24 protein-coding genes are annotated in these 20595 nt (G+C 58.5%); 16 read left to right on the forward strand and 8 right to left on the reverse strand.

Translation table 11 applies throughout. From position 1 onward, the window contains the following. Positions 1-713 (reverse strand): benzoate/H(+) symporter BenE family transporter (locus tag QZ766_RS04910; RefSeq protein ID WP_297198111.1); only part of this gene is annotated, 713 nt, incomplete at its 3' end. A gap of 96 nt (positions 714-809) precedes the next feature. Between QZ766_RS04910 and QZ766_RS04915 the strand changes: the two genes are divergently transcribed. From QZ766_RS04915 to QZ766_RS04940, 6 genes are all read left to right on the forward strand, one after another. Continuing rightward, positions 810-1334 carry a helix-turn-helix domain-containing protein gene (locus QZ766_RS04915; protein ID WP_297198113.1) on the forward strand — a complete coding sequence of 175 codons (525 nt, stop codon included), beginning with the start codon at positions 810-812 and terminating at the stop codon, positions 1332-1334. 99 nt (positions 1335-1433) lie between these two features. Next, the gene (locus QZ766_RS04920; protein ID WP_297198115.1) at positions 1434-3407 is read left to right on the forward strand and encodes a U32 family peptidase; all 1974 of its coding nucleotides are present in this window, start codon (positions 1434-1436) and stop codon (positions 3405-3407) included. A gap of 59 nt (positions 3408-3466) precedes the next feature. Beyond that, a complete protein-coding gene (locus tag QZ766_RS04925) occupies positions 3467-4879 on the forward strand; it encodes a PLP-dependent aminotransferase family protein (RefSeq protein WP_297198117.1) in 1413 nt (470 codons plus the stop codon). 381 nt (positions 4880-5260) lie between these two features. Continuing rightward, positions 5261-5638, forward strand: coding sequence for a hypothetical protein (locus QZ766_RS04930; RefSeq protein ID WP_297198119.1), 378 nt, complete (start codon positions 5261-5263; stop codon positions 5636-5638). Positions 5639-5778: 140 nt separating this feature from the next. Further along, positions 5779-7203: an aminobutyraldehyde dehydrogenase gene (gene patD / locus QZ766_RS04935; RefSeq protein WP_297198121.1), complete on the forward strand. Its 1425-nt coding sequence runs from the start codon at positions 5779-5781 to the stop codon at positions 7201-7203. 161 nt (positions 7204-7364) lie between these two features. Then, positions 7365-7613, forward strand: a complete 249-nt coding sequence (locus QZ766_RS04940; protein ID WP_297198124.1) for a GlsB/YeaQ/YmgE family stress response membrane protein — start codon at positions 7365-7367, stop codon at positions 7611-7613. Positions 7614-7670: 57 nt separating this feature from the next. Here the strand turns inward: QZ766_RS04940 and QZ766_RS04945 are convergent, their stop codons facing one another. Further along, on the reverse strand, positions 7671-7940 hold the full coding sequence (locus tag QZ766_RS04945; protein WP_297198127.1) for a CsbD family protein: 270 nt from the start codon (positions 7938-7940) through the stop codon (positions 7671-7673). A 191-nt stretch (positions 7941-8131) separates the two neighbouring features. Here QZ766_RS04945 and QZ766_RS04950 point away from each other — a divergent pair, with 191 nt between their 5' ends. After that, on the forward strand, positions 8132-8380 hold the full coding sequence (locus tag QZ766_RS04950; RefSeq protein WP_297198130.1) for a hypothetical protein: 249 nt from the start codon (positions 8132-8134) through the stop codon (positions 8378-8380). Between the two features lie 61 nt (positions 8381-8441). Here the strand turns inward: QZ766_RS04950 and yncL are convergent, their stop codons facing one another. Beyond that, positions 8442-8534, reverse strand: coding sequence for a stress response membrane protein YncL (yncL, locus tag QZ766_RS23050; RefSeq protein WP_366509365.1), 93 nt, complete (start codon positions 8532-8534; stop codon positions 8442-8444). A gap of 176 nt (positions 8535-8710) precedes the next feature. On the opposite strand from yncL, the gene QZ766_RS04955 reads away from it, so the two are divergent. Further along, positions 8711-8884, forward strand: coding sequence for a GhoT/OrtT family toxin (locus QZ766_RS04955; RefSeq protein WP_297198133.1), 174 nt, complete (start codon positions 8711-8713; stop codon positions 8882-8884). 55 nt (positions 8885-8939) lie between these two features. After that, the gene (locus tag QZ766_RS04960) at positions 8940-9692 is read left to right on the forward strand and encodes an alpha/beta hydrolase (protein ID WP_297198136.1); all 753 of its coding nucleotides are present in this window, start codon (positions 8940-8942) and stop codon (positions 9690-9692) included. Here QZ766_RS04960 and QZ766_RS04965 read toward each other — a convergent pair. Then, positions 9689-11122, reverse strand: a complete 1434-nt coding sequence (locus QZ766_RS04965) for an aldehyde dehydrogenase (protein ID WP_297198138.1) — start codon at positions 11120-11122, stop codon at positions 9689-9691. The two genes, QZ766_RS04960 and QZ766_RS04965, sit on opposite strands and share 4 nt — an antisense overlap. Before the next feature lie 449 nt (positions 11123-11571). Between QZ766_RS04965 and codB the strand changes: the two genes are divergently transcribed. From codB to QZ766_RS04995, 6 genes are all read left to right on the forward strand, one after another. Beyond that, positions 11572-12810, forward strand: a complete 1239-nt coding sequence (gene codB, locus QZ766_RS04970; protein ID WP_297198140.1) for a cytosine permease — start codon at positions 11572-11574, stop codon at positions 12808-12810. A 129-nt stretch (positions 12811-12939) separates the two neighbouring features. Beyond that, complete coding sequence (locus QZ766_RS04975) at positions 12940-14496, forward strand: ABC transporter substrate-binding protein (protein ID WP_297198163.1); 1557 nt, start codon at positions 12940-12942, stop codon at positions 14494-14496. A 197-nt stretch (positions 14497-14693) separates the two neighbouring features. Beyond that, complete coding sequence (locus QZ766_RS04980) at positions 14694-16292, forward strand: ABC transporter substrate-binding protein (RefSeq protein WP_297198142.1); 1599 nt, start codon at positions 14694-14696, stop codon at positions 16290-16292. 68 nt (positions 16293-16360) lie between these two features. Beyond that, complete coding sequence (locus tag QZ766_RS04985) at positions 16361-16594, forward strand: DUF2526 family protein (protein ID WP_297198145.1); 234 nt, start codon at positions 16361-16363, stop codon at positions 16592-16594. Continuing rightward, positions 16591-16965, forward strand: coding sequence for a hypothetical protein (locus tag QZ766_RS04990; protein ID WP_297198147.1), 375 nt, complete (start codon positions 16591-16593; stop codon positions 16963-16965). The genes QZ766_RS04985 and QZ766_RS04990 overlap by 4 nt, the downstream gene beginning before the upstream one ends. Positions 16966-16969: 4 nt before the next feature. Further along, positions 16970-17326: a DUF4440 domain-containing protein gene (locus QZ766_RS04995; protein ID WP_297198150.1), complete on the forward strand. Its 357-nt coding sequence runs from the start codon at positions 16970-16972 to the stop codon at positions 17324-17326. Positions 17327-17356: 30 nt separating this feature from the next. Here the strand turns inward: QZ766_RS04995 and QZ766_RS05000 are convergent, their stop codons facing one another. Together QZ766_RS05000 and QZ766_RS05005 are read right to left on the reverse strand one after the other, a co-directional pair. After that, on the reverse strand, positions 17357-17761 hold the full coding sequence (locus QZ766_RS05000) for a cupin domain-containing protein (protein ID WP_297198153.1): 405 nt from the start codon (positions 17759-17761) through the stop codon (positions 17357-17359). A gap of 13 nt (positions 17762-17774) precedes the next feature. Beyond that, entirely contained in the window at positions 17775-18404 is a 630-nt protein-coding gene (locus QZ766_RS05005; protein ID WP_297198155.1) for a carboxymuconolactone decarboxylase family protein, read from the reverse strand. 159 nt (positions 18405-18563) lie between these two features. On the opposite strand from QZ766_RS05005, the gene QZ766_RS05010 reads away from it, so the two are divergent. Continuing rightward, a complete protein-coding gene (locus QZ766_RS05010; protein WP_297198158.1) occupies positions 18564-19502 on the forward strand; it encodes a LysR family transcriptional regulator in 939 nt (312 codons plus the stop codon). Here the strand turns inward: QZ766_RS05010 and QZ766_RS05015 are convergent. Beyond that, complete coding sequence (locus QZ766_RS05015; protein WP_297198160.1) at positions 19465-19914, reverse strand: DMT family transporter; 450 nt, start codon at positions 19912-19914, stop codon at positions 19465-19467. The genes QZ766_RS05010 and QZ766_RS05015 overlap by 38 nt on opposite strands. Further along, positions 19911-20429 carry a GNAT family N-acetyltransferase gene (locus QZ766_RS05020; protein WP_297198166.1) on the reverse strand — a complete coding sequence of 173 codons (519 nt, stop codon included), beginning with the start codon at positions 20427-20429 and terminating at the stop codon, positions 19911-19913. Before QZ766_RS05020 ends, QZ766_RS05015 begins: the two co-directional genes overlap by 4 nt. Positions 20430-20595 lie beyond the last annotated feature (166 nt).

Genomic DNA, 20595 nt, shown 5'->3' on the forward strand with positions numbered 1-20595 from the left:
CCCGCTGCTTTCATGGTCGCCACGCCGGGCGCGTTTTGGGAAGCCATTGTGACGAGGAAAAAGGGGACGCCGACGCTCAGCAGCAGGGCGGGTGAAAACTCCGGCGCCACGTAGCGCGGCGCGACAAACGCCAGCGCTATGCCATGGCTGTTCACCTCGCCGGCGAGCAGCGCCACCGCGCAGCCCGCGACCAGTGCGGCCACTACCGCATAGCGTGGGGCAAGGGCTTTACATATCAGCCACGCCAGCAGCATTGCGCCGCACAGCGCGAAATGGCCCTGCAGCGTAGAAAAGGCCTGCAGTCCGAAGCGCAACAGGATCCCCGCCAGCATTGCCGCCGCCAGCGAATGGGGAATGATTTTCATCAGCCGGGCGAAGAGGCCGGTCAGGCCGCAAAGCACGATCAGGGCATTGGCGAAGACGAAAATACCCACCGCCTGATTGAGGGTTACGCCCTGCAGCCCGGTGACCAGCAGCGCTGCGCCGGGGGTTGACCAGGCAGTAAGCACCGGCGAGCGCCGCCACAGAGTTAAGATCAGCGTGCTGGCGCCCATGGCGAGCCCCAGTGCCGTCATCCAGCCGGCAATCTCCCGGGCATCCGCGCCCGCAGCGGCGGCGGCCTGCCAGATAATCGCCGCCGAACTGGCATAGCCCACCAGTACGGCAACGAAGCCCGCCAGCAGGGTTGGAAAAGGCAGTTTCGCGTTATGCATAGGTCCCTCTCGTGCGTTATAGCGTACGAAAAACACTCTAGCATTGTGCGTTATAGCGTACAAGTGGTAAGGTGGGCCGCCACAACAGGAGCCGCAATGAACATCGCACAGCATCTGGCACTTACGCTGAAAACCCTGCGCCAGCAGCGGGGCTGGAGCCTCTCGCGCCTGGCCGATGAGACAGGCGTATCGAAAGCCATGCTCGGCCAGATCGAGCGCAACGAGTCGAGCCCGACGGTGGCGACGCTGTGGAAAATAGCCACCGGCCTGAATGTCCCTTTTTCCCTCTTTATTACGCCCGCAAACGGCGATGAGACCGCGTTCGATCCCCAGCAGCAGGCAATGGTGATAAAGCCGGTTTTTCCCTGGGATCCTGCGCTTCGCGTTGACCATTTCGCCATCACCCTTGCGCCGGGCGCGCTGAGCGAATCCACGCCGCACGAGGTCGGGGTTATTGAACGGGTGGTGGCGATCTCCGGTACGCTGGAGATGTGCATCGACGGCGAGTGGCAGTCCGTTAACGAAGGGGAAGGGCGGCAGTTTGCCGCTGACCGCGCCCACGCGTACCGCAACAGTTCGCCACAAACGGTGCTGTTCCACTCGCTGATTTACTATCCTTAATATGCGCCGCGCCCTGCATCTTCCGGGCGCGAAAACCGTTTCCCCGCGCGCCAGTTCTGACTACAATAGCCGCCATTTCAGACCCCACGGATAATAACGATGCGCCTGCAACCTTCCCATCTTGAGCTGCTGAGCCCGGCTCGCGATACCACCATTGCCCGGGAGGCGATCCTCCACGGTGCCGACGCCGTTTACATCGGCGGGCCGGGCTTTGGCGCCCGGCACAATGCCAGCAACAGCCTCAGCGATATCGCCGGGCTGGTGCCGTTCGCCCACCGCTACGGAGCGAAGGTCTTTGTCACCATTAATACCATTCTGCACGACGACGAGCTGGAACCCGCTCAGCGCCTGATCACCGACCTGTATCAGGCAGGTGTTGATGCGCTGATCGTGCAGGATATGGGTATTCTGGAGCTGGATTTGCCGCCGGTAGAGCTGCACGCCAGCACCCAGTGCGACATCCGCAGCGTGGAGAAGGCGAACTTTCTGTCGGACGTCGGCTTTAGCCAGATCGTACTGGCCCGCGAGCTGAACCTGCAGCAGATCCAGGCCATCCACCAGGCGACCGATGCCACCATCGAGTTTTTTGTACACGGCGCGCTGTGCGTCGCCTATTCCGGGCAGTGCTATATTTCCCACGCCCAGACCGGACGCAGCGCCAACCGCGGGGATTGCTCTCAGGCCTGCCGCCTGCCGTACACGCTGAAAGATGATCGGGGCCGGGTCGTGGCCTATGAAAAACACCTGCTGTCGATGAAAGACAACGATCAGACCGCCAACCTGGCGGCGCTGATTGACGCGGGCGTGCGCTCCTTCAAAATCGAAGGTCGCTACAAAGACATGAGCTACGTCAAGAACATCACCGCCCACTATCGCCAGATGCTGGACGCCATTATTGAAGATCGCGGCGATCTGGCCCGGGCGTCGGCCGGGCGCACCGAGCACTTCTTTATTCCGTCTACCGACAAAACGTTCCACCGCGGCAGCACCGATTACTTCGTTAATGCCCGCAAGGGGGATATCGGCGCGTTTGATTCGCCGAAATTTATCGGCCTGCCGGTCGGGGAAGTGCTGAAGGTCAGTAAAGACCATCTGGATGTGGAAGTGACCGAGCCGCTGGCTAACGGTGACGGCCTGAATGTGATGATCAAGCGCGAGATCGTAGGCTTTCGCGCCAATACGGTAGAAAAAACGGCTGAAAATCGCTATCGCGTATGGCCCAATGAGATGCCTGCGGATCTGCATAAGGCGCGGCCGCACCAAGCGCTGAATCGCAACCTGGATCACAACTGGCAGCAGGCGCTGCTGAAAACCTCCAGCGAGCGGCGCATCGCGGTGGATATCGCCCTCGGCGGCTGGCAGGAGCAGCTGGTACTGACGCTGACCAGCGAAGACGGCGTGAGCGTAACCCACACGCTGGAGGGCGATTTTGCCGACGCGTCCAGCCCGGAAAAGGCGCTGAACGCCCTGCACGACGGCGTCGCGAAGCTGGGGCAGACGATTTACTATCCCCGCGAGGTGGATGTCGCGCTGCCCGCGCTGTTTGTGCCTAACAGCCAGCTCAACCAGCTGCGCCGCGAGGCGGTGGAGATGCTCGACGCCGCGCGGCTGGCAGCATACCAGCGCGGCAGCCGCAAGCCGGTGGCGGTGCCGGCGCCGGTCTACCCGGAAACGCATCTGAGCTTTTTGTCGAACGTTTACAATTACAAGGCGCGGGAATTTTACCAGCGCTACGGCGTGCAGCTGATCGATGCCGCCTACGAGGCGCATGAAGAGAAGGGCGACGTGCCGGTGATGATCACCAAGCACTGCCTGCGTTTCGCCTTTAATCTCTGCCCGAAGCAGGCGAAGGGCAGCATCAAGAGCTGGAAGGCCACGCCGATGCAGCTGATTAACGGCGACGAGGTGCTGACCCTGAAGTTTGACTGCCGCCCCTGTGAAATGCACGTGATCGGCAAAATCAAAAACCACATCCTTAAAATGCCGCAGGCGGGCAGTATTGTGGCCTCGGTCAGCCCGGACGAGCTGCTGAAAACCTTGCCGAAGCGTAAAAGCCCCCGGGCGCCGCATTAGGGTCAACGCCGGAGGCCGCCAGCGCGGCGGCGGCCTCCTCTTTCCCGGGACGCCAACTCATGAAAAAGTATCAGCAACTGGCAGGGCAAATCAGCGAACAAATCGCCCTCGGCGTCTGGCAGCCGAACGATCGGTTACCCTCGCTGCGCGAGCAGGTGACCATTAGCGGAATGAGCCTGATGACCGTCAGCCACGCTTATCAGCTGCTGGAGAGTCAGGGACGGATCGTTGCCCGCCCGCAGTCGGGATATTACGTTGCACCGCCGGTTGCCCCGCGCGCCGATGCCGCACCGCGCCCTCAGGTCACGCCGGATGAAAATGTTGATATCAATACCACCATTTTTGAGGTGATGCAGGCCAGCCGTGAGTCTACCGTACTGCCGTTCGCCTCCGCCTTTCCCGATCCGCGCCTCTTTCCGCTGGCCCAGCTCACCCGCTCGCTGGCGCAGGTCAGCAAAAACGCCGGCCCGCTCAGTACTATCGAAAATCTGCCGCCGGGCAGCGCGGCGCTGCGTCACGCCATCGCCCGGCGCTATGCCCTGCAGGGGATGAATATCTCCCCGGAAGAGATCGTGATCACCGCCGGAGCGCTGGAGGCGCTCAACCTTAGTCTGGAAGCGATAACCGCGCCCGGCGACTGGGTTATTGTGGAAAATCCCTGTTTTTACGGCGCGCTGCAGGCGCTGGAGCGGCTGCGCCTCAAGGCCCTGTCGGTGCCGTCTGATGTCAACGAAGGGATCGATCTGGATGCGCTGGCGGATGCGTTACGCACTTATCCCGTTAAAGCCTGCTGGCTGATGACCACCTGCCAGAATCCGCTCGGCGTAACGCTGCCGCCGGAGAAAAAGGCCCGGCTGGTGGCGCTGCTGTGCGAGCACGGCGCGGTGCTTATCGAGGATGACGTTTACAGCGAGCTGTGGGCGGGCAGGGAGAAGCCGCTGCCAGCGAAAGCCTGGGATCGCGACGACGCCGTGCTGCACTGCGGCTCGTTTTCCAAATGCCTGGTGCCGGGGTTTCGCATCGGCTGGGTCGCTGCGGGGAAATACGCCCGCCGCATCCAGCACTTGCAGCTGATGAGCACGCTCTCCACCAGCTCGCCGATGCAGCTGGCGCTGGCGGATTATCTGGAAACCCGGCGCTACGATGTTCACCTGCGCCGCCTTCGCCGCCAGCTGGCCGAGCGCAAGCAGCTCGCCCGCCAGGGGCTGCTGCGCCATCTGCCGCAGGAGGTCACGGTTCACTTTCACGAGGGCGGCTATTTTCTGTGGGTGGCGCTGCCGCCGGGAATTGACGCTGGCGAGCTGTGCGTCCGGGCGCTGGCGCACAGCATCAGCATCGCGCCGGGAAAAATGTTTTCCATTGCCAACAGCGGCGCCTCATTCTTCCGCCTGAACACCGCGTGGGGATGGGGCGAGCGGGAAGAGCGCGGCGCCGAAACGCTCGGCCAGCTCATTCGGCAAATGATGAAATAACCGACGCGGTTGTTTACATAATATTTTGCTTCGCCGTTAATAAGCCCAGAATAAACCTGATAACGGTGCAGGGCATTATTCACCTGCGGCAACAAGGTTATTTTATCCTGAGTACTTCAAGCTGCCTGAATGCAGTCAGCACCCGGTCAATTTGACGTATGACGGATATACATAAAATTATTTTAGGCTAACCTACTGTCACTACTCGATTTTAAACAACACCTCCACGCTGTTACTTAAGTAATGCGCGTCCTGTCACAACCCTGCGAAATATCAGCAGGAGAGGATGAGCGCCCGCTTGCCGCCGTCTACGTTTATAACAGGAGATATTTTTACCGGCACGGCTGCCCACAGAACACGGTCTGATGGAGTATTAACACCATGAGCAAGCATTCTGCCCGCAGCAGCCCGCGCGTATTCGCGCTGCCGGCAGCACGTTATTCAAAAACGGTTTATGCCATTTCCGGCGGTGGTGCGCCCGGGTGCAATTCCTGCACTTTAATTGCGCACGCTATCGCCCTGCGCGAGCGAAAGCGGCAGTCGCAACTCTCCCGAGTTTTTTCTTTTACTGCTTCCACTTATGGCGCGGCGGACCTCCCGTTGCGATATGGAAAGGGGCTATTACGCCCGATCCCGCTAAAGAGAAAGCGCCGCGTTAAAGTGACGACGTCACTTATGTATCTCGGTGAGACAGGCGGCTTAAGTCTGGCACGCATGCTGCAACGACAGCGGATGGACGCGCGTCCGCGGCTGGGCTGATGACTGTTTACCTGCCTTCGGGCTGGCGGTGCGGGCAGCACTGCTGAACATTAATGAGTTTAACGGAGCTGCCGCGGGCGGCTCCCGGGCGGCGATAGCGCCGCCGAAAGTGATAGAAAACCCCAAACGTGGAGCTGGATATGCAAGATAAGTTATTGATTAATGGTGAACTGATTGCAGGCGAAGGTGAGACGCAGCCGGTGTATAACCCGGCAACCGGAGAGGTTATCCTCGACATTGCAGAGGCCAGCGCTGCGCAGGTAGACGCCGCCGTGCAGGCGGCCGACCGCGCTTTTGCTCAATGGGGTCAAACTACGCCGAAAGCGCGAGCCGAGTGCCTGCTCAAGCTGGCCGACGTTATTGAGGAAAATGCAGAAACCCTTGCCGGGCTGGAATCGCTCAACTGCGGTAAGCCGCTGCACAGCGCCCTCGGGGACGAAATTCCGGCTATCGCCGACGTGTTCCGCTTCTTCGCCGGCGCAGCGCGCTGCCTTAACGGCTCGGCGGCCGGCGAGTATCTGGAAGGGCACACCTCGATGATCCGCCGCGATCCGCTGGGGGTTGTCGCCTCTATTGCGCCGTGGAACTATCCGCTGATGATGGCGGCGTGGAAGCTCGGTCCGGCGCTGGCGGCGGGCAACTGCGTGGTGCTCAAACCTTCGGAAATCACCCCGCTCACGGCTCTGAAGCTGGCTGAACTGGCCAAAGATATCTTCCCGGCGGGCGTGATTAACGTGCTGTTTGGCCGCGGCAAAACGGTCGGCGATCCGCTCACCGGCCACGAAAAGGTGCGGATGGTCTCACTAACGGGCTCTATCCCCACCGGAGAGCACATCATTTCGCACACCGCACCGTCCATCAAGCGCACCCATATGGAGCTCGGCGGCAAGGCGCCGGTTATCGTATTTGACGATGCCGACATTGACGCGGTGGTGGAAGGCGTGCGGACGTTCGGCTTCTATAACGCCGGACAGGACTGCACCGCCGCCTGCCGCATTTACGCTCATAAAGCGGTGTATGAGACGCTGGTGGAGAAACTCGGCGCGGCGGTCTCTACGCTGAAAATGGGCGCGCCGGAGGATGAAACCACCGAGCTGGGGCCGGTCAGTTCGAAAGCGCATCTCGCCCGCATCATTCAGGCTGTCGAAAACGCCAAAAGCCTGAGCCACATTCGCGTGGTTACCGGTGGCGAACCGGTGCAGGGCGGCGGCTACTACTTCCAGCCCACCGTGCTGGCGGGGGCGAAGCAGGGTGATGACATCGTGCAGAAAGAGGTGTTCGGGCCGGTGGTGAGTGTAACCGTGTTCGACGACGAGGAGCAGGTGCTGGCGTGGGCTAACGACTCGCAGTACGGGCTGGCCTCATCGGTGTGGACCAAAGACGTAGGTCGCGCCCACCGCCTGAGCGCGCGCCTGCAGTACGGCTGCACCTGGGTTAATACCCACTTTATGCTGGTCAGCGAAATGCCGCACGGCGGGCAAAAACTGTCGGGTTACGGCAAAGACATGTCGGTGTACGGCCTGGAGGATTACACGGTTATACGCCACATAATGATAAAACACTGAGGCAGTAAAAGCAGGTAACATAGTTCATTCGATCCCCGCCGCCGTGCGGGGATTATTTTTGTATGAATCATAGGCAATTGAAATGCGGTACATTGCGCATTTCGCGAAGTATGCTTAACTATGAGTGTTAAGCGGTTACTTTTAATATAGGGAGAGAAAAAATGGGTATTATTTCCTGGGTAATTTTTGGTCTTATCGCCGGTATTCTTGCTAAGTGGATCATGCCGGGTCGCGACGGCGGCGGTTTCTTCGTAACCGTTATTCTTGGTGTTATCGGTGCGGTAGTCGGCGGCTGGATCAGTACGCTGTTCGGCTTCGGTAAAGTAGATGGTTTTAACTTTGGCAGCTTCGTAGTAGCGGTTATCGGCGCGCTGGTTGTCCTGTTCATCTACAGAAAAATCAAAAGCTAAGAGTAACTAAATGAAAAAAGCTGCCGAAAGGCAGCTTTTTTTATACCGCTAATAAAATTATTTACGGCCAGCCAGTAAACCAATAATCAGGCCAATGGCACCTGCAGCAACCAGACCGGTGAGCGGATTTTCTTTAACGCGCTCGGACACTTCGGATACAGCATCAGAAGCCTGCGCGGCATATTTACGCGCTGCGCCTTTCAGCTGGTGCTTGGGAGAGTCAACGGCATCACCGAAACGCTCCTGCGCCTCACCGGCAAACTGATCCAGTTTGCTCCCTGCTTTATCTGCCAAACGTTCTGCATCTTTATCATATTCAGTCGACATATTTATACTTCCTCCTTTGGGTTCTGCTTATAAGTCTAGTGGCAGAATGACTTTCTACAAGGCGGACTAATCTTATTCATCCTGTTAAAAGGTCTCAGGAAGTTACAAACCCGCAAATCTCGTCTTTTGACAGCACGCAGGGAAGGTGGGACGATCTGCTCTTCCATTTTTTACTCTGAACGCAGTACCTGATGAAAAAAGATCTACTTTGGCTGGCCGCCGGCGCGCTGACGCTGGGAGGCTGCGCACATTCACCGGCGCACCGCATTGCCACCTGTGAAAAGCAAGGACAAAGCGAGGCGGCATGTACGGCCGCCGAGAAACAGTATGAACAGGCGCATCCGCTGCCGCAGTACGACCCCACGCAGTACGACAATGCCGCAGTTTTACAGTCGGCTTTTGACGTGAATGCTGAGCGGCACAGGCAAAAGGGAGGCTAGGAGAAGCGCAGCGGCAATAAAAAAGCAGCCTCGGGGCTGCTTTTTTATTGATGAATTACTGTCAAAAAAGACCGAATCGCGACATTAATATGCTGCAAAGCGCAATGGCGAAACAGATATTAATCAGGATCACGGCTTTACTTGAAACTTCCATACACCATCCTCTGTTGATTGGCCCTCACATATATAGTCTCCGTTGGCCGACAAAGCAATCAGACAACGGAAAAATTCTTATCTTATTTAGCGCGAATTATCTGAGCTAAAAATTTGAAGCCCGTCACACAAAAGCGCATAATGGCGGCGTATTTACTAACTCTCACGAGCCCCGGAATGACCCTCTACCAAAAAATGCTGATTTTTTACGCTGTCATGGCGGCTATCAGCGCGTTTATCACCTGGTTTCTCACCAATGACAGTAAGCGTATTCGTTTCATCGCCACTTTTTTGGTAGGCGCTACCTGGCCGCTCAGCTTTCCCGTCGCGCTGCTATTTTCGCTGTTCTGATCCTGTTCAATACCTCTCTTTTACTGTATAAAAAAACAGTTAACAGGAGGGGGTTATGCAACATCTTATTTCAGCTATTTCCGGCGCCGCCGTTCGCTGGCAGGACTTTCCCGGCGAAGGCGACCCGGTTTTCTTCATTCACGGCCTGGGCTGCGCAGCCTCCTACGAATATCCCCGCATTATTGCCGATCCCGCCTGGCGAGGCAGAAGTGCCGTGCTGGTCGATTTGCCGGGCAGCGGCTACAGCGATCGGCCGGTTGAGTATACTTACGCCATCCGCCAGCAGGCCGCGGTAGTGCGGGAGGTGATTGACGCCGCGGGGTGCGAACGCTGTTCCCTGTACGGTCACAGCATGGGCGGCAGTATCGCTATTGAAGTGGCAACCGCGCTCGGCGACAGGCTGGTGGCGCTGGCAGTGTCTGAACCCAACTTCTATCCGGGCGGCGGTTTTTTTAGCCGCCAGATTGCCGCCGGGCCGGAAGCGGAGTTTGTCCGCGAAGGCTACGCTGCACTGGTGGAAAAAGAGCACTCGCCGTGGCGGGGCAGCCTGCAGGCTACTGCGCCCTATGCGCTGTGGCGCGCGACCAACAGCTTAATCGAAGGAACCTCGCCGGACTGGATGACGCAATTCTTGGCGCTGCAGTGCCGAAAGACCCTGATTGTCGGCGCGCAAACGCTGCCGGATCCTGATGCGGAGTTCGTTGCCGGGGAGGGGATTGGCGTAGAGATCGTGGCTGATGCAGGACATTCCATGTCCTGGGAGAATCCCGCCGCGCTGGCGGCGGTTCTGGGGGCGTTTTTCCGCTAGAAGGACATTTCGCGCGGCGTGGTCTGCACGCTTATCCAGCGCAGCTCGGTAAACTCGTGGATCCCCGCGCGGCCGCCGAAGCGCCCGTAGCCGGAGTCTTTACAGCCGCCAAACGGCATCTGGGCCTCGTCGTGAACCGTCGGGCCGTTAATATGGCAGATGCCGGTTTGCAGATCCCGGGCCAGATTCCACGCCCGGGCGGTATCCCGGCTGTAGATCGCCGAGGAGAGACCAAACTCGCTGTCGTTGGCAATCTCCAGCAGGCGCGCGTCGCCGCTGGCGCGAATAATGCCTTTGACCGGCCCGAAAGACTCCTCCCGCCACAGCCGCATCTCTTCGGTGACGCCGTCCAGCAGCGTTGCCGCCATCAGCGTGTTCTCCGCCTTGCCGCCAATCAGCAGGCGCGCGCCCTTGCTCACAGCATCGTCAATCAGCGCATTGCAGCGTTCGACCGTGCGCATATCCACCACCGAACCGGGGAAGCCTTCCGGCTGGGCGCGCAGCCGCGCCACCATCGCGTCGACAAAGGTGTCGGCCACTGCGTCATCCACGATAATGCGCTCGGTGGACATGCAGATTTGCCCGGCATTAGCGTAGCCGCCGAACACCGCGCCGGCAGCGGCCTGCTCAATATCGGCATCATCCAGCACCAGCAGCGGCGCTTTGCCGCCCAGCTCCAGCACCACAGGCTTCAGGTAGCGCCCGCAGGTAGTGGCTACGATCTTGCCGACGTGGGTTGATCCGGTGAAGTTGATGCGCCGCACGCCGGGATGGGCGATAAGCGCCTCCACCACCTCGCCGGCATCTTTCACATCGCAGGTCAGATAGCTCACCACGCCCGGCGGGAAGCCGGCGGCGATCAGGGTTTCAATGATCAGCCCCTGGGTGGCGGGCGACAGTTCTGAGCCCTTAAGGATCACCGTATTGCCGCAGGCCAGCGGCGTGGCGATAGCGCGCACCGCCAGAATAATCGGCGCGTTCCACGGCGCCATGCTCAGCACTACGCCCGCGCCCTGGCGCACGCCGAGAGACAGGTTGCCCGGCACGTTAGAAGGGATAATCTGCCCTTCAATCTGGGTAGTCATCCCCGCAGCTTCCTGCAGTACCTCTGCACCTAAATCAACGTTGAAACCGGCCCAGAACGGCGTGGCGCCCGTTTCAGCGGCGATGGTGGCGATGAACTGCTCGCGGCGGGCGATCATCTCTTGCGCGGCGCGCAGCAGCAGCTTGCGCCGCTCGCCGGGCGTGGTGTCGCGCCAGCTTATAAACGCCGCGGCGGCGGAGTCTGCCACCCGACGGGCGTCGCTGACGTCGGCAGCCGGTGAGAGACTGGCGATTTCACCGCTTACGGGATTGAGGCGGGTAAAGGTGCGCTGGCTTTCAGCGCTGGCAGGTTGTCCATCAATAAATAGCGTTGCGTGATAAGTCATAGTTACCTCGTTATTTTCGTCAACTGTTTGAGTGTAATGATATAACCCAACCTGGCCTACCCGAGGGGGCGGTAATCGCACGCTTTTGAGGCACCTGCGCCCGGAAAGTACAAACCGGGTACGGTAAATGAATGCTGTACATGAAAAAAGCACGGTAAGGGGATAGGTGAAACTTCCTGATGCAACAGGTCATCGACTTGTTGCGCTGAGGTAAATAATGGCTGTATGTGGGGCAAAATTGTGCGGATCTCCGCCGACCAGTCAGGTTTTTTCCAGATTATGATTCCCTTCGTTTTTATCCGCCGCTACTCTACTGCCGCCTTAAAACAGGCCACTGCCCGAGAAAACAGCAGGAGGCGAACTTTCCGGTCATTGATGCTTCGAAAACGTTTGCGCCGCTGGCGCAATACTTGCATTGAAACTGTAACTTTTTTTATGAGCGAAAGTGTATGGCGAGTCAAAATGAGTTTCCGTTAAGTGAAGCCCCTGCGGCGGCGCGAAAAGGGCTGTTTTCTTTATCAATGGTGCTGTTCAGCTTTACCTTCTTTACCGGCACCATGTTTGCCGGCGGCGAGCTGGGTATTGCGTTTAGCCTTAGCCACGTGTTGTGGATAGCCGCGGCGGGTAACCTGCTGCTGGCGCTATATGCCGCCGCGCTGGGCTGGATCGCCGCCCGAAGCGGTCTCAATACCGTACTGATGGGGCGCTTCTGCTTCGGCGAAGCGGGCAGCAAGCTTGCCGATGCCATTCTGGCCTTTGCCGAGCTGGGCTGGTACGCCTGGGGGACCGCTACGGTTGCTATCACCCTGGTCAAAGTGCTGGGGCTTTCCGCCAGCTGGGCCACGCCGCTGATGGTCTTTTTTGGTCTGCTGTTCTGCGTAACGGCCATTATCGGCTATCGCGGGCTGGATCTGCTCTCCCGTATATCGGTCCCGCTGATGTTCATTCTGCTGGTTGCCTCAATGCTAATCGCCACCCGGCACGCCGGCGGGCTGTCGGGGATGCTGGCGATCCAGCCAGGCAGCCACATGGATCAGGCCGCAGCCATTACCATGGTGTTTGGCACCTTCGCCAGCGGCGCGACGCAGGCCACTAACTGGACGCGGCTGGCCCGGCGCGGCAGCACGGCGGTAACCGCCAGCATCATCAGCTTTTTTGTCGGCAACGGGTTAATGGTGGTGGCCGGCGCGTGGTGCGCGATGGTCTATCGCCAGAGCGATATTGTCAGCGTAATGATGCTCCAGGGACTGTCGGTTGCCGCGGTGATCATGCTGTGCCTCAACCTGTGGACTATTCAGGGGCCGACTATCTATAACGTCTCCGCTGCCACCTGCCATCTGCTGCGCAGCGAGCGCCGCCGCACCATTACGCTGGCCGGTGCCGGGGTAGGGATCCTGCTGGCTATTGGCGGCATGTCGGACATGCTGATCCCGTTTCTCAAGCTGCTGGGCAGCATTATTCCGCCAATCGGCGGGGTGATCATTGCCGACTATCTGTTCGTGTGGCGGGGAAAATATCCGCTGCTGAAAGACGTGAAGCTAAAAGCGCTGAACGGCTGCGGTCTGCTGGCTTATGCCTGCGGCGCGCTGTGCGCCTGGCTTTCGCCGTGGGTTGCGCCGCTGGTGGGGATTTCCGTATCGGCGCTGGTGTATGTGGCCGCCCGCCGCGCGTGTGCCAAAAACGCATAAGCTGTTGCAAAATGTGTATTTGTCGGCCCGGAGAGCTGTGGTGTGATGGCGCTCACTTAATCACACTTTTCGGGCAACAACATGATTCTTCTTCGAAAATATGCACGCCTCCTGCCGCTGGCGGGCATTATGCTGGCGGCAGGGCACGCGCAGGCGGCGGATAAAGATACGCTGGTCTACTGCATGGAGTCGGTGCCTGAATCGTTCAATCCCCAGCAGGCCACCTCCGGGCCTTCCCTGATTGCCAGCTCGCAGGTCATGTTCAACCGGCTGATAACCCTCGATTTAAATAATAATCGGGTCCTGCCGTCTCTGGCCACCGCGTGGGAAATCTCGCCCGACGGGAAAACTTACACTTTCACCCTGCGCAAGGGGGTGAAATTCAACAGCAATAAATACTTCACCCCGAGCCGGGACTTTAACGCTGACGATGTGGTGTTTTCGATACTGCGCCAGAAAGACGCAAGTAATCCGTATCACGCCATTTCCGGCACCGACTACAGCTATTTCAACGATACCGGACTGAATACGCTGATTACGGCGGTCAAAAAACTCGACGATGGCCGGGTTCAGTTTACGCTTTCCGAGCCCAACGCCGCGTTTCTGGCAGATATGGCGATGGACTTCACCTCAATCCTTTCCGCCGAATACGCCGGGGAGATGCTGAAAAAGGGCACGCCGCAGTATGTGGACAGCTGGCCGGTGGGCACCGGGCCGTACGCGCTGCGCCAGTATAAAGTGGACACCCAGATTCGCTACCTTGCTAATCCCCACTACTGGGGTGGTCCGGTACCTACCCGACAGCTGGTGTTTTCCATCACGCCCGATATTGAAACCCGGCTGTCGAAACTGCGCGCCAACGAGTGCCAGATTATCCCGGCACCGTCTCCCGCGCAGCTTGCGGCCATTGAGGCGGATCCTAACCTGACGCTGCACAGCTACAACTTGCCAAACGTCGGCTATCTGGCGTTTAACACCCGTAAGAAGCCCTTCGACAACGTGCTGGTGCGCCAGGCACTGAACTACGCCACCGATAAAAAAGCCATTGTTCGCGCCGTGTTTAACGACAAGGGCACGGTGGCAAAGTCCTTTATTCCGGCTGGCCTGCTGGGCTATGACGCCGATCTGCCGGACTACGGCTACGATGTGGAGAAAGCGAAGGCGCTGCTCAGGCAGGCGGGAGTTAAAGAAGGTACTGAGGTGGCGCTGTGGTCGATGCCGGTGCAGCGTCCCTATAACCCGAACTCGCGGCGCATCGCTGAAATGATCCAGAGCGACTGGGCCAGGGTTGGTATTAAAGCCAAAATCACCACCTTCGAATGGGGAGAGTATCTGGCGGGCATCCACCGCGGCGAGCACGACGCCGCGCTGTACGGCTGGCTAACCGACAACGGTGACCCGGATAACTTCGCCCAGGCGCTGCTGAGCTGCAACAGCATTAAGTCCGGCTCCAACATCGCCCGCTGGTGCGACAGCGGCTATGACAAGCTGGTGAGGCAGGGGAGGCTGGTGACCGATCGCGCCGCGCGGCTTGCGCTTTACAAGCAGGCGCAGGAGATTTTCTATCAGCAGGCGCCGTGGATCCCAATTGCCAACGGCAAAACCTTTTACGCCACCCGCAGCAACATTTCCGGTTTCAATCGCGAGCTGATGGGTACCGATTTCTCGAAGGCGAAGATTGATTAACGGCTAATTGATTTTGGAGGATCTATCGCGCTGTAGCCGTTAATTCAGGGGGAGCCCGGGGAGCAGCGACCGGGGTTAACCCTGCCAGCCAGCGCGAAGCACGACAGGCATAAGCTGATGACGATTGGTTATTTGCCAGCCTTGCGCCCCTGTGCTGTTATTACAGGGCTTATAACAAAATCTAAAGGCTTATAACCATGAATCTACGCGGTAAAACGCTACTTGCTCTGGCGCTGAGCGCGCTGTTACCGGCAGGGGCCGCACGCGCGGCACAGGATACGCTGATCTACTGCTCCGAAGCCTCGCCGGAGTCCTTTAACCCGCAGATTGCCAGTTCCGGCCCGACCTTTGTGGCCAGCTCGCAGACCCTTTACAACCGCCTCATCAATTTCGATCCGCAGAAAAACACCCCGATTCCGTCACTGGCGACCAGCTGGACTATCTCTCCGGATGGCAAAACCTACACCTTTACCCTGCGCCAGGGCGTTAAATTTAACAGTAACAAATACTTCAAACCCACCCGCGACTTCAACGCCGACGATGTGATCTTCTCGGTGATGCGCCAGAAGGATGCCAATAATCCATACCACAAAGTGTCGGGCGGCAACTATGAGTACTTCCACGACGTCGGCCTGGACGCGTTGATTCAGGACGTGAAGAAGATTGACGACTACCACGTACAGTTCGTGCTGAGCGAGCCGAATGCGGCGTTTCTCGCGGACTGGGGAATGGATTTCGCGTCGATTCTGTCGGCAGAGTACGCCGATGCGATGATGAAAAAAGGCACCCCGGAGTATGTTGATACCTGGCCTATCGGCACCGGGCCTTACGCGCTGCAGCAGTATAAAACCGATTCGCTGATTCGCTACATTGCCAATCCGAACTACTGGGACGGGCCGGTACCGACTAAGCACCTGATCTTCTCCATTACGCCTAATGTAGAAACCCGGCTCGCCAAGCTGCAGACCAACGAATGCCAGATAATTCCCGCGCCTTCACCGGTGCAGTTCGACATTATCAAAAGCAACAAGGCGCTGGCCCTGCACGGCGTTGACGCCCTTAACGTCGGCTACCTGGCGTTCAACACCGAAAAGAAACCGTTTGACGATCTGAAAGTGCGTCAGGCCCTGAACTACGCCACGGACAAAAAGGCAATTGTAAACGCCGTCTTTATGGGCTCCGGTACGGTGGCGAAATCGCCGCTGCCGCCGAACAGCCTCGGCTATGCTGCCGACCTGCCCGACTACGGCTACGATCCGGCAAAAGCGAAAGCATTGCTCGAGCAGGCGGGCGTGAAAGAGGGCACCGAGGTCACGCTGTGGTCAATGCCGGTCCAGCGTCCGTACAACCCCAACTCGCGGCGCATTGCTGAAATGATCCAGAGCGACTGGGCCAAAGTGGGCATTAAAGCCAAAATCACCACTTATGAATGGGGTGAGTATCTGGCCGGGATCCGCAAAGGCGAGCACGACACAGCGCTGTACGGCTGGATGTCAGATAACGGCGATCCGGATAACTTTGCCGATACGTTACTCGGCTGCGACAGCATTAAAACCGGATCTAATGCGGCACGCTGGTGCAATAAGGACTATGATAATCTGGTTAAGAAAGCCAGGCTGGTCAGCAATCCTGCCGAGCGGGCAAAGCTCTACCAGCAGGCGCAAACGGTCTTTTATCAGCAGGCGCCGTGGATCGCGCTGGCGAACGGTAAGACCTTTTACGCCACCCGCAGCAACGTATCCGGCTACAGCGTAAGCCTGATGGGCAGTGATTTTTCAAAAGCGAAACTGAACTAGGCCTGGTTATCGTGCCCGGCAGGCCCCGCGCCGCCGGGCAGTATCCCAGAGTATTATAAGGAGCCGTAATGTCACATCTGGATGAAGTCAGCGCCCGCGTGGATGCCGCCATTGCGCAGGACGTGATTGCCCCGATGAACGAACTGCTGGTCGAATTGAGCGATGACGCGGGCCTTAGCCGCGACGACCGCTACGCCCAGCAGCAGCGCCTGCGTACCGCCATTGCCCACCACGGGCAGAAGCACGCCCAGGAGGAAGACCCCCGCAAGGCGCAACTCTCCGCCGGCGGAACCATTATTTGATTAACCCGTCCGACGCCGGCCCGCGAATACAGCGCCTGTTTATCGTCCCGCGCCTGATGCCGGAAGTGCGCGCTGGACGAAAGCGCCACACCATTCGCTGGCAGGAGACCGCCATCCATCCCGGGCCACTGCTGTATATCAGCACCGCCTGTCCCGATGATGTGGTGAGGGTTACGGTGTCTCACGTTATAACACTGCCGCTTTCGCGCGTGGCCGCGCACCTCGGTAAAACCGACGCGTGGCCCGACAGCGTGCTATTAGAGGGCATGCGCGAGCACTATCCAACCATTGAATTGAACTCGCTGGTGGAGGTTATCCACCACTCTGCACCGCTGTGCGCGCCCTCAGGCAGCAACAACCAGGCAGATTAAAACTATGTTGATTGAAACCCTAACCCAGCTCGAACAATCCCTGCATTTTGACAAGCGCAACAACCGCGCGTGGCTGGAAACCATCCTGCATCCCGGTTTTAAAGAAATAGCCCGCTCAGGGCGAATGATCACCCGGGCGGAAACCATCGAGTCGCTGGCAAATGAGATGAGCCCCCAGCCCCTGCTGAGTTTTGACTACAGTCTGGAAATTGCCGACGAACGCTACGCCTTGCTTAACTACCAGACGTCCCAGGTGGACGGCAGCCAGAATACGCTGCGCACCTCGCTCTGGATCTACTCTGATAAAGACGGCTGGCGGCTCTTTTTCCACCAGGGCACGCCAACGCCGGAAGTGGGCTAATCCACGCAGCGGAGCGCGGGGCTTTTGCAACTACAGGCTTTGATAGTGCGCGTCATCCACCGGCTCCAGCCATTCGTTCGACGCGCCTTCTGCCGGCACTTCGACCGCAATGTGCGCAAACCAGCTGTCGAGGGCCGCGCCGTGCCAGTGCTTCACGCCGGGGGCAATATTGACCACGTCACCGGCGACCAGCGCACGTGCAGGCTCGTTCCACGCCTGGTACCAGCCGCGACCGCCGGTTATCAGTAAAATTTGTCCACCTTTGTGATGGATATGCCAGTGATTGCGACACCCGGGCTCGAACACTACATTACCAATAGTAACGCCAGTGGTGGACAGCATATTCAGATAGCTGGTGCCATCGAAAAACTGCGCATAGGCTTCATTTTTGGGGCCTTTTGGAAAAATGCCGTTACCGTCAAAAAGTGTACTCATGAATTTCATTCCCTTACTTGTAGAGTGTATTAAGGACCTGACCGGCGCGGCCAGCTGCGGCTGAGCCACATGCCTCTTCGAGGATATGGATAAAATGCTGTAGCCGGGCGTGCGTCAGGCCGGTATTCAGGCTGAGAGTGAAATGACTGCGGAGCTGATTTTCCACCCCTGACATCACCGCCAGCGCCGACAGCGTCGCCACTTCGCGGGTTTGCCAGTCCAGGATGTCACGCTGAAAAATATCGCCAAACAGGTGAGCTTTCAGAAACTGGTCTATGGCCGGTGCAAAATCAAACAGCGCGCCGGCCACCGGTTGACCCGCCAACTGGGTCTGGTTCTCACTTCCGCAAGCAAGACTGTCCCACTCCACCGGCGGTGGTGTGGCTGCGCGGCCCTCCTGATCGACAGTACCCGCTTGTCGACGCGCGGTAACGAGCTTCATTAGTACTTCCAGCGCATTCAGGCTGCGGGGAAAACCGCAGTAGGCATATAGCTGAACCAGCACTTCCTTAATTTCATTAATCGTTAAACCGCCCTCCAGACTCCGATGTATCGCGCTTTCGAGATCTGGCAGATTTCCTGCCGCGGCGTGTGCCGCTATAGGGATTATTCGCTGTTGTCGTTCGTTGAGTTGTTCCTGCATGGTTCAATATTCCGTTGAGGTTAGGCATCCCAGGACGCTGCTGTCAGACCCGCTCGAGGCAGAGAGAAAAGCATAGCAGCGGTTATTATTGTGATTAACAGGGTTATAATGATTGCGTCTATGAGTGACACTCATAAATAAGCCCGCCGGGGAGGCGTCATGCTTAAAGAGAATTTCAATGAGCTGCAGTGCTTTCTGGCGGTCGCCAGGGAGCGCAGCTTTACTAAAGCCGCAGCGAAGCAGGGGGTTTCGCAGTCGGCGTTGAGCCACGCGGTTAAAGCGCTGGAGTCGCGGCTTAATTTACGCTTGCTGACCCGAACCACCCGCAGCGTCGCCCCGACTGAAGCCGGCGCGCGAATTCTTGCCTGTCTTGAACCCGGATTATCCGATCTGGATCAGGCCCTGGATAACATCGTTCAGACGAGTGGTACGGTATCGGGCCATCTTCGACTTTCCGCAAGCGATCATGCGATCCATCAACTGCTGTGGCCCAGACTTAAACCATTTCTACGTGAACACCCGACGATTCACCTCGAACTGGTTGCAGATAACGGTTTTGTCGATATTGTGCGCGAAGGTTTTGATGCAGGTGTTCGGCTGGGGCAGAGCCTGGAGAAAGATATGGTCGCTGTAAAAATCGGCCCGGATATGCGGATGGCCACCGTCGCCTCTCCGGAGTATTTTGCCCGGTGCGGCGTACCGCTGACGCCGCACGATTTACAGGACCATACTTGCATCAATATGCGCCTGCCCACGGCAGGAGGAATTTGCCCCTGGGAATATGAATTCGAGGGGAAAACGATGCGGGTGCGGGGCGAGGGGCCGCTGATCCTGAGTTCGCAGATGGAGCGTATTGACGCCGCGCGTGAAGGTTTCGGGATCGCCTGCTTACCGGAAGATACCGTGACAGATCTCATTGCGAGTGGCCAGCTGATGTCGGTCCTCAATGAATGGAGCCCGCCATTTTCCGGTTATTATCTCTACTATCCCAGCCGGCGGCAGCATCCGCCGGCCTTTACCTTACTGATTGACGCGCTACGTTACCGCGGCGAGACGCCGCCTAAAACGTCCGCTTTGCTACCAGCCACGCGCCGATAACCAGCAGTACCGCGCCGCAGGCGGGGGCGACCAGCGCGCGCCATGAAATACCACTGCCGCGCAGCACGTCCAGCACCAGGCCGCCCACCAGCTGGCTGGCGACCAGTACGGCAATGGTCGTGGCCGCGCCGAGATGCTGATAGCCGCTGATGCTGGCGAACACGAAAAACGATCCCAGCAGGCCGGGCAGCAACGTCCAGCCGCTGACTTTCGACGCCAGTTCCGCGAAGCCGCCCGCGCCGTGCTTGATGAGCAGCAGGGAGGTAAACAGCGCGATGCCCACCAGCGCGTTGAGCAGCATGGCAATCAGGATCGTCGAGGAAGACTGGGTGATACGTACCATGAGCGTATTTTGCGCCACCAGCCCGAGGCCGGCGGCTACCAGAAAGGCCAGTATCAGCGATGCGTTCACGGCGCGGCGTCCGGATCTGTCCGCGCGTCGAGCTGCAGCTGCATAAAGGTAAGATCCAGCCAGCGGCCAAATTTAGTGCCCACCTGCGGCATTTTCGCGGTGATCTCAAATCCCAGCGCGGCGTGCAGGTGTAGCGAGGCGGCATTTTGCGATTCGATCCCGGCGACCATTACGTGCTTGCCGATTTGCCTGGCCTCATCAATCAGCCGCGCCAGCAGCAGCCGGCCCAGGCCTTTGCCCTGGTGCTCAGGATGGACATACACCGAATGTTCCACCGTGTGGCGAAAGCCCTCGAACGCGCGCCAGTCGCCGAATGAGGCGTAGCCGGTGACAACGCCGTTTTCTTCGCTGACCAGTACCGGATAACCCAGCTGCCGACGCGCCTCCAGCCAGGCACGGCGGTTATCGGCATCTACGGTGGTGTCGTTCCAGATGGCGGCCGTGTGCAGTACGGCGTGATTATAGATAGCGGCGATGGACTCGCAGTCCGCAGAAGTGGCGTGTCGAAGCATAATAACAGTCCCGGTTGTTCACTATAGTATTACGCTATTGATACTATAGTTTACGCGGGACTGACAAGGTTATTATTGCCGCTATTCAGCGATGACCGTTTCCGGCGGCAGCTGCCAGTTCGGGGCGGTAAAGGCTTTTAGCGTCTGGGGCCGGTACAGCTGATCGCGC

Origin of the sequence: uncultured Pluralibacter sp. (assembly GCF_913775985.1) — a bacterium.
In the GTDB taxonomy this organism is placed as follows: domain Bacteria; phylum Pseudomonadota; class Gammaproteobacteria; order Enterobacterales; family Enterobacteriaceae; genus Pluralibacter.

Coding starts and splice junctions, on each gene's coding strand:
- QZ766_RS04915 (WP_297198113.1), top strand. CDS start 810: ATGAACATCGCACAGCATCTGGCACTTACGCTGAAAACCCTGCGCCAG.
- QZ766_RS04920 (WP_297198115.1), top strand. CDS start 1,434: ATGCGCCTGCAACCTTCCCATCTTGAGCTGCTGAGCCCGGCTCGCGAT.
- QZ766_RS04925 (WP_297198117.1), top strand. CDS start 3,467: ATGAAAAAGTATCAGCAACTGGCAGGGCAAATCAGCGAACAAATCGCC.
- QZ766_RS04930 (WP_297198119.1), top strand. CDS start 5,261: ATGAGCAAGCATTCTGCCCGCAGCAGCCCGCGCGTATTCGCGCTGCCG.
- patD (WP_297198121.1), top strand. CDS start 5,779: ATGCAAGATAAGTTATTGATTAATGGTGAACTGATTGCAGGCGAAGGT.
- QZ766_RS04940 (WP_297198124.1), top strand. CDS start 7,365: ATGGGTATTATTTCCTGGGTAATTTTTGGTCTTATCGCCGGTATTCTT.
- QZ766_RS04945 (WP_297198127.1), bottom strand. CDS start 7,940: ATGTCGACTGAATATGATAAAGATGCAGAACGTTTGGCAGATAAAGCA.
- QZ766_RS04950 (WP_297198130.1), top strand. CDS start 8,132: ATGAAAAAAGATCTACTTTGGCTGGCCGCCGGCGCGCTGACGCTGGGA.
- yncL (WP_366509365.1), bottom strand. CDS start 8,534: ATGGAAGTTTCAAGTAAAGCCGTGATCCTGATTAATATCTGTTTCGCC.
- QZ766_RS04955 (WP_297198133.1), top strand. CDS start 8,711: ATGACCCTCTACCAAAAAATGCTGATTTTTTACGCTGTCATGGCGGCT.
- QZ766_RS04960 (WP_297198136.1), top strand. CDS start 8,940: ATGCAACATCTTATTTCAGCTATTTCCGGCGCCGCCGTTCGCTGGCAG.
- QZ766_RS04965 (WP_297198138.1), bottom strand. CDS start 11,122: ATGACTTATCACGCAACGCTATTTATTGATGGACAACCTGCCAGCGCT.
- codB (WP_297198140.1), top strand. CDS start 11,572: ATGGCGAGTCAAAATGAGTTTCCGTTAAGTGAAGCCCCTGCGGCGGCG.
- QZ766_RS04975 (WP_297198163.1), top strand. CDS start 12,940: ATGCTGGCGGCAGGGCACGCGCAGGCGGCGGATAAAGATACGCTGGTC.
- QZ766_RS04980 (WP_297198142.1), top strand. CDS start 14,694: ATGAATCTACGCGGTAAAACGCTACTTGCTCTGGCGCTGAGCGCGCTG.
- QZ766_RS04985 (WP_297198145.1), top strand. CDS start 16,361: ATGTCACATCTGGATGAAGTCAGCGCCCGCGTGGATGCCGCCATTGCG.
- QZ766_RS04995 (WP_297198150.1), top strand. CDS start 16,970: ATGTTGATTGAAACCCTAACCCAGCTCGAACAATCCCTGCATTTTGAC.
- QZ766_RS05000 (WP_297198153.1), bottom strand. CDS start 17,761: ATGAGTACACTTTTTGACGGTAACGGCATTTTTCCAAAAGGCCCCAAA.
- QZ766_RS05005 (WP_297198155.1), bottom strand. CDS start 18,404: ATGCAGGAACAACTCAACGAACGACAACAGCGAATAATCCCTATAGCG.
- QZ766_RS05010 (WP_297198158.1), top strand. CDS start 18,564: ATGCTTAAAGAGAATTTCAATGAGCTGCAGTGCTTTCTGGCGGTCGCC.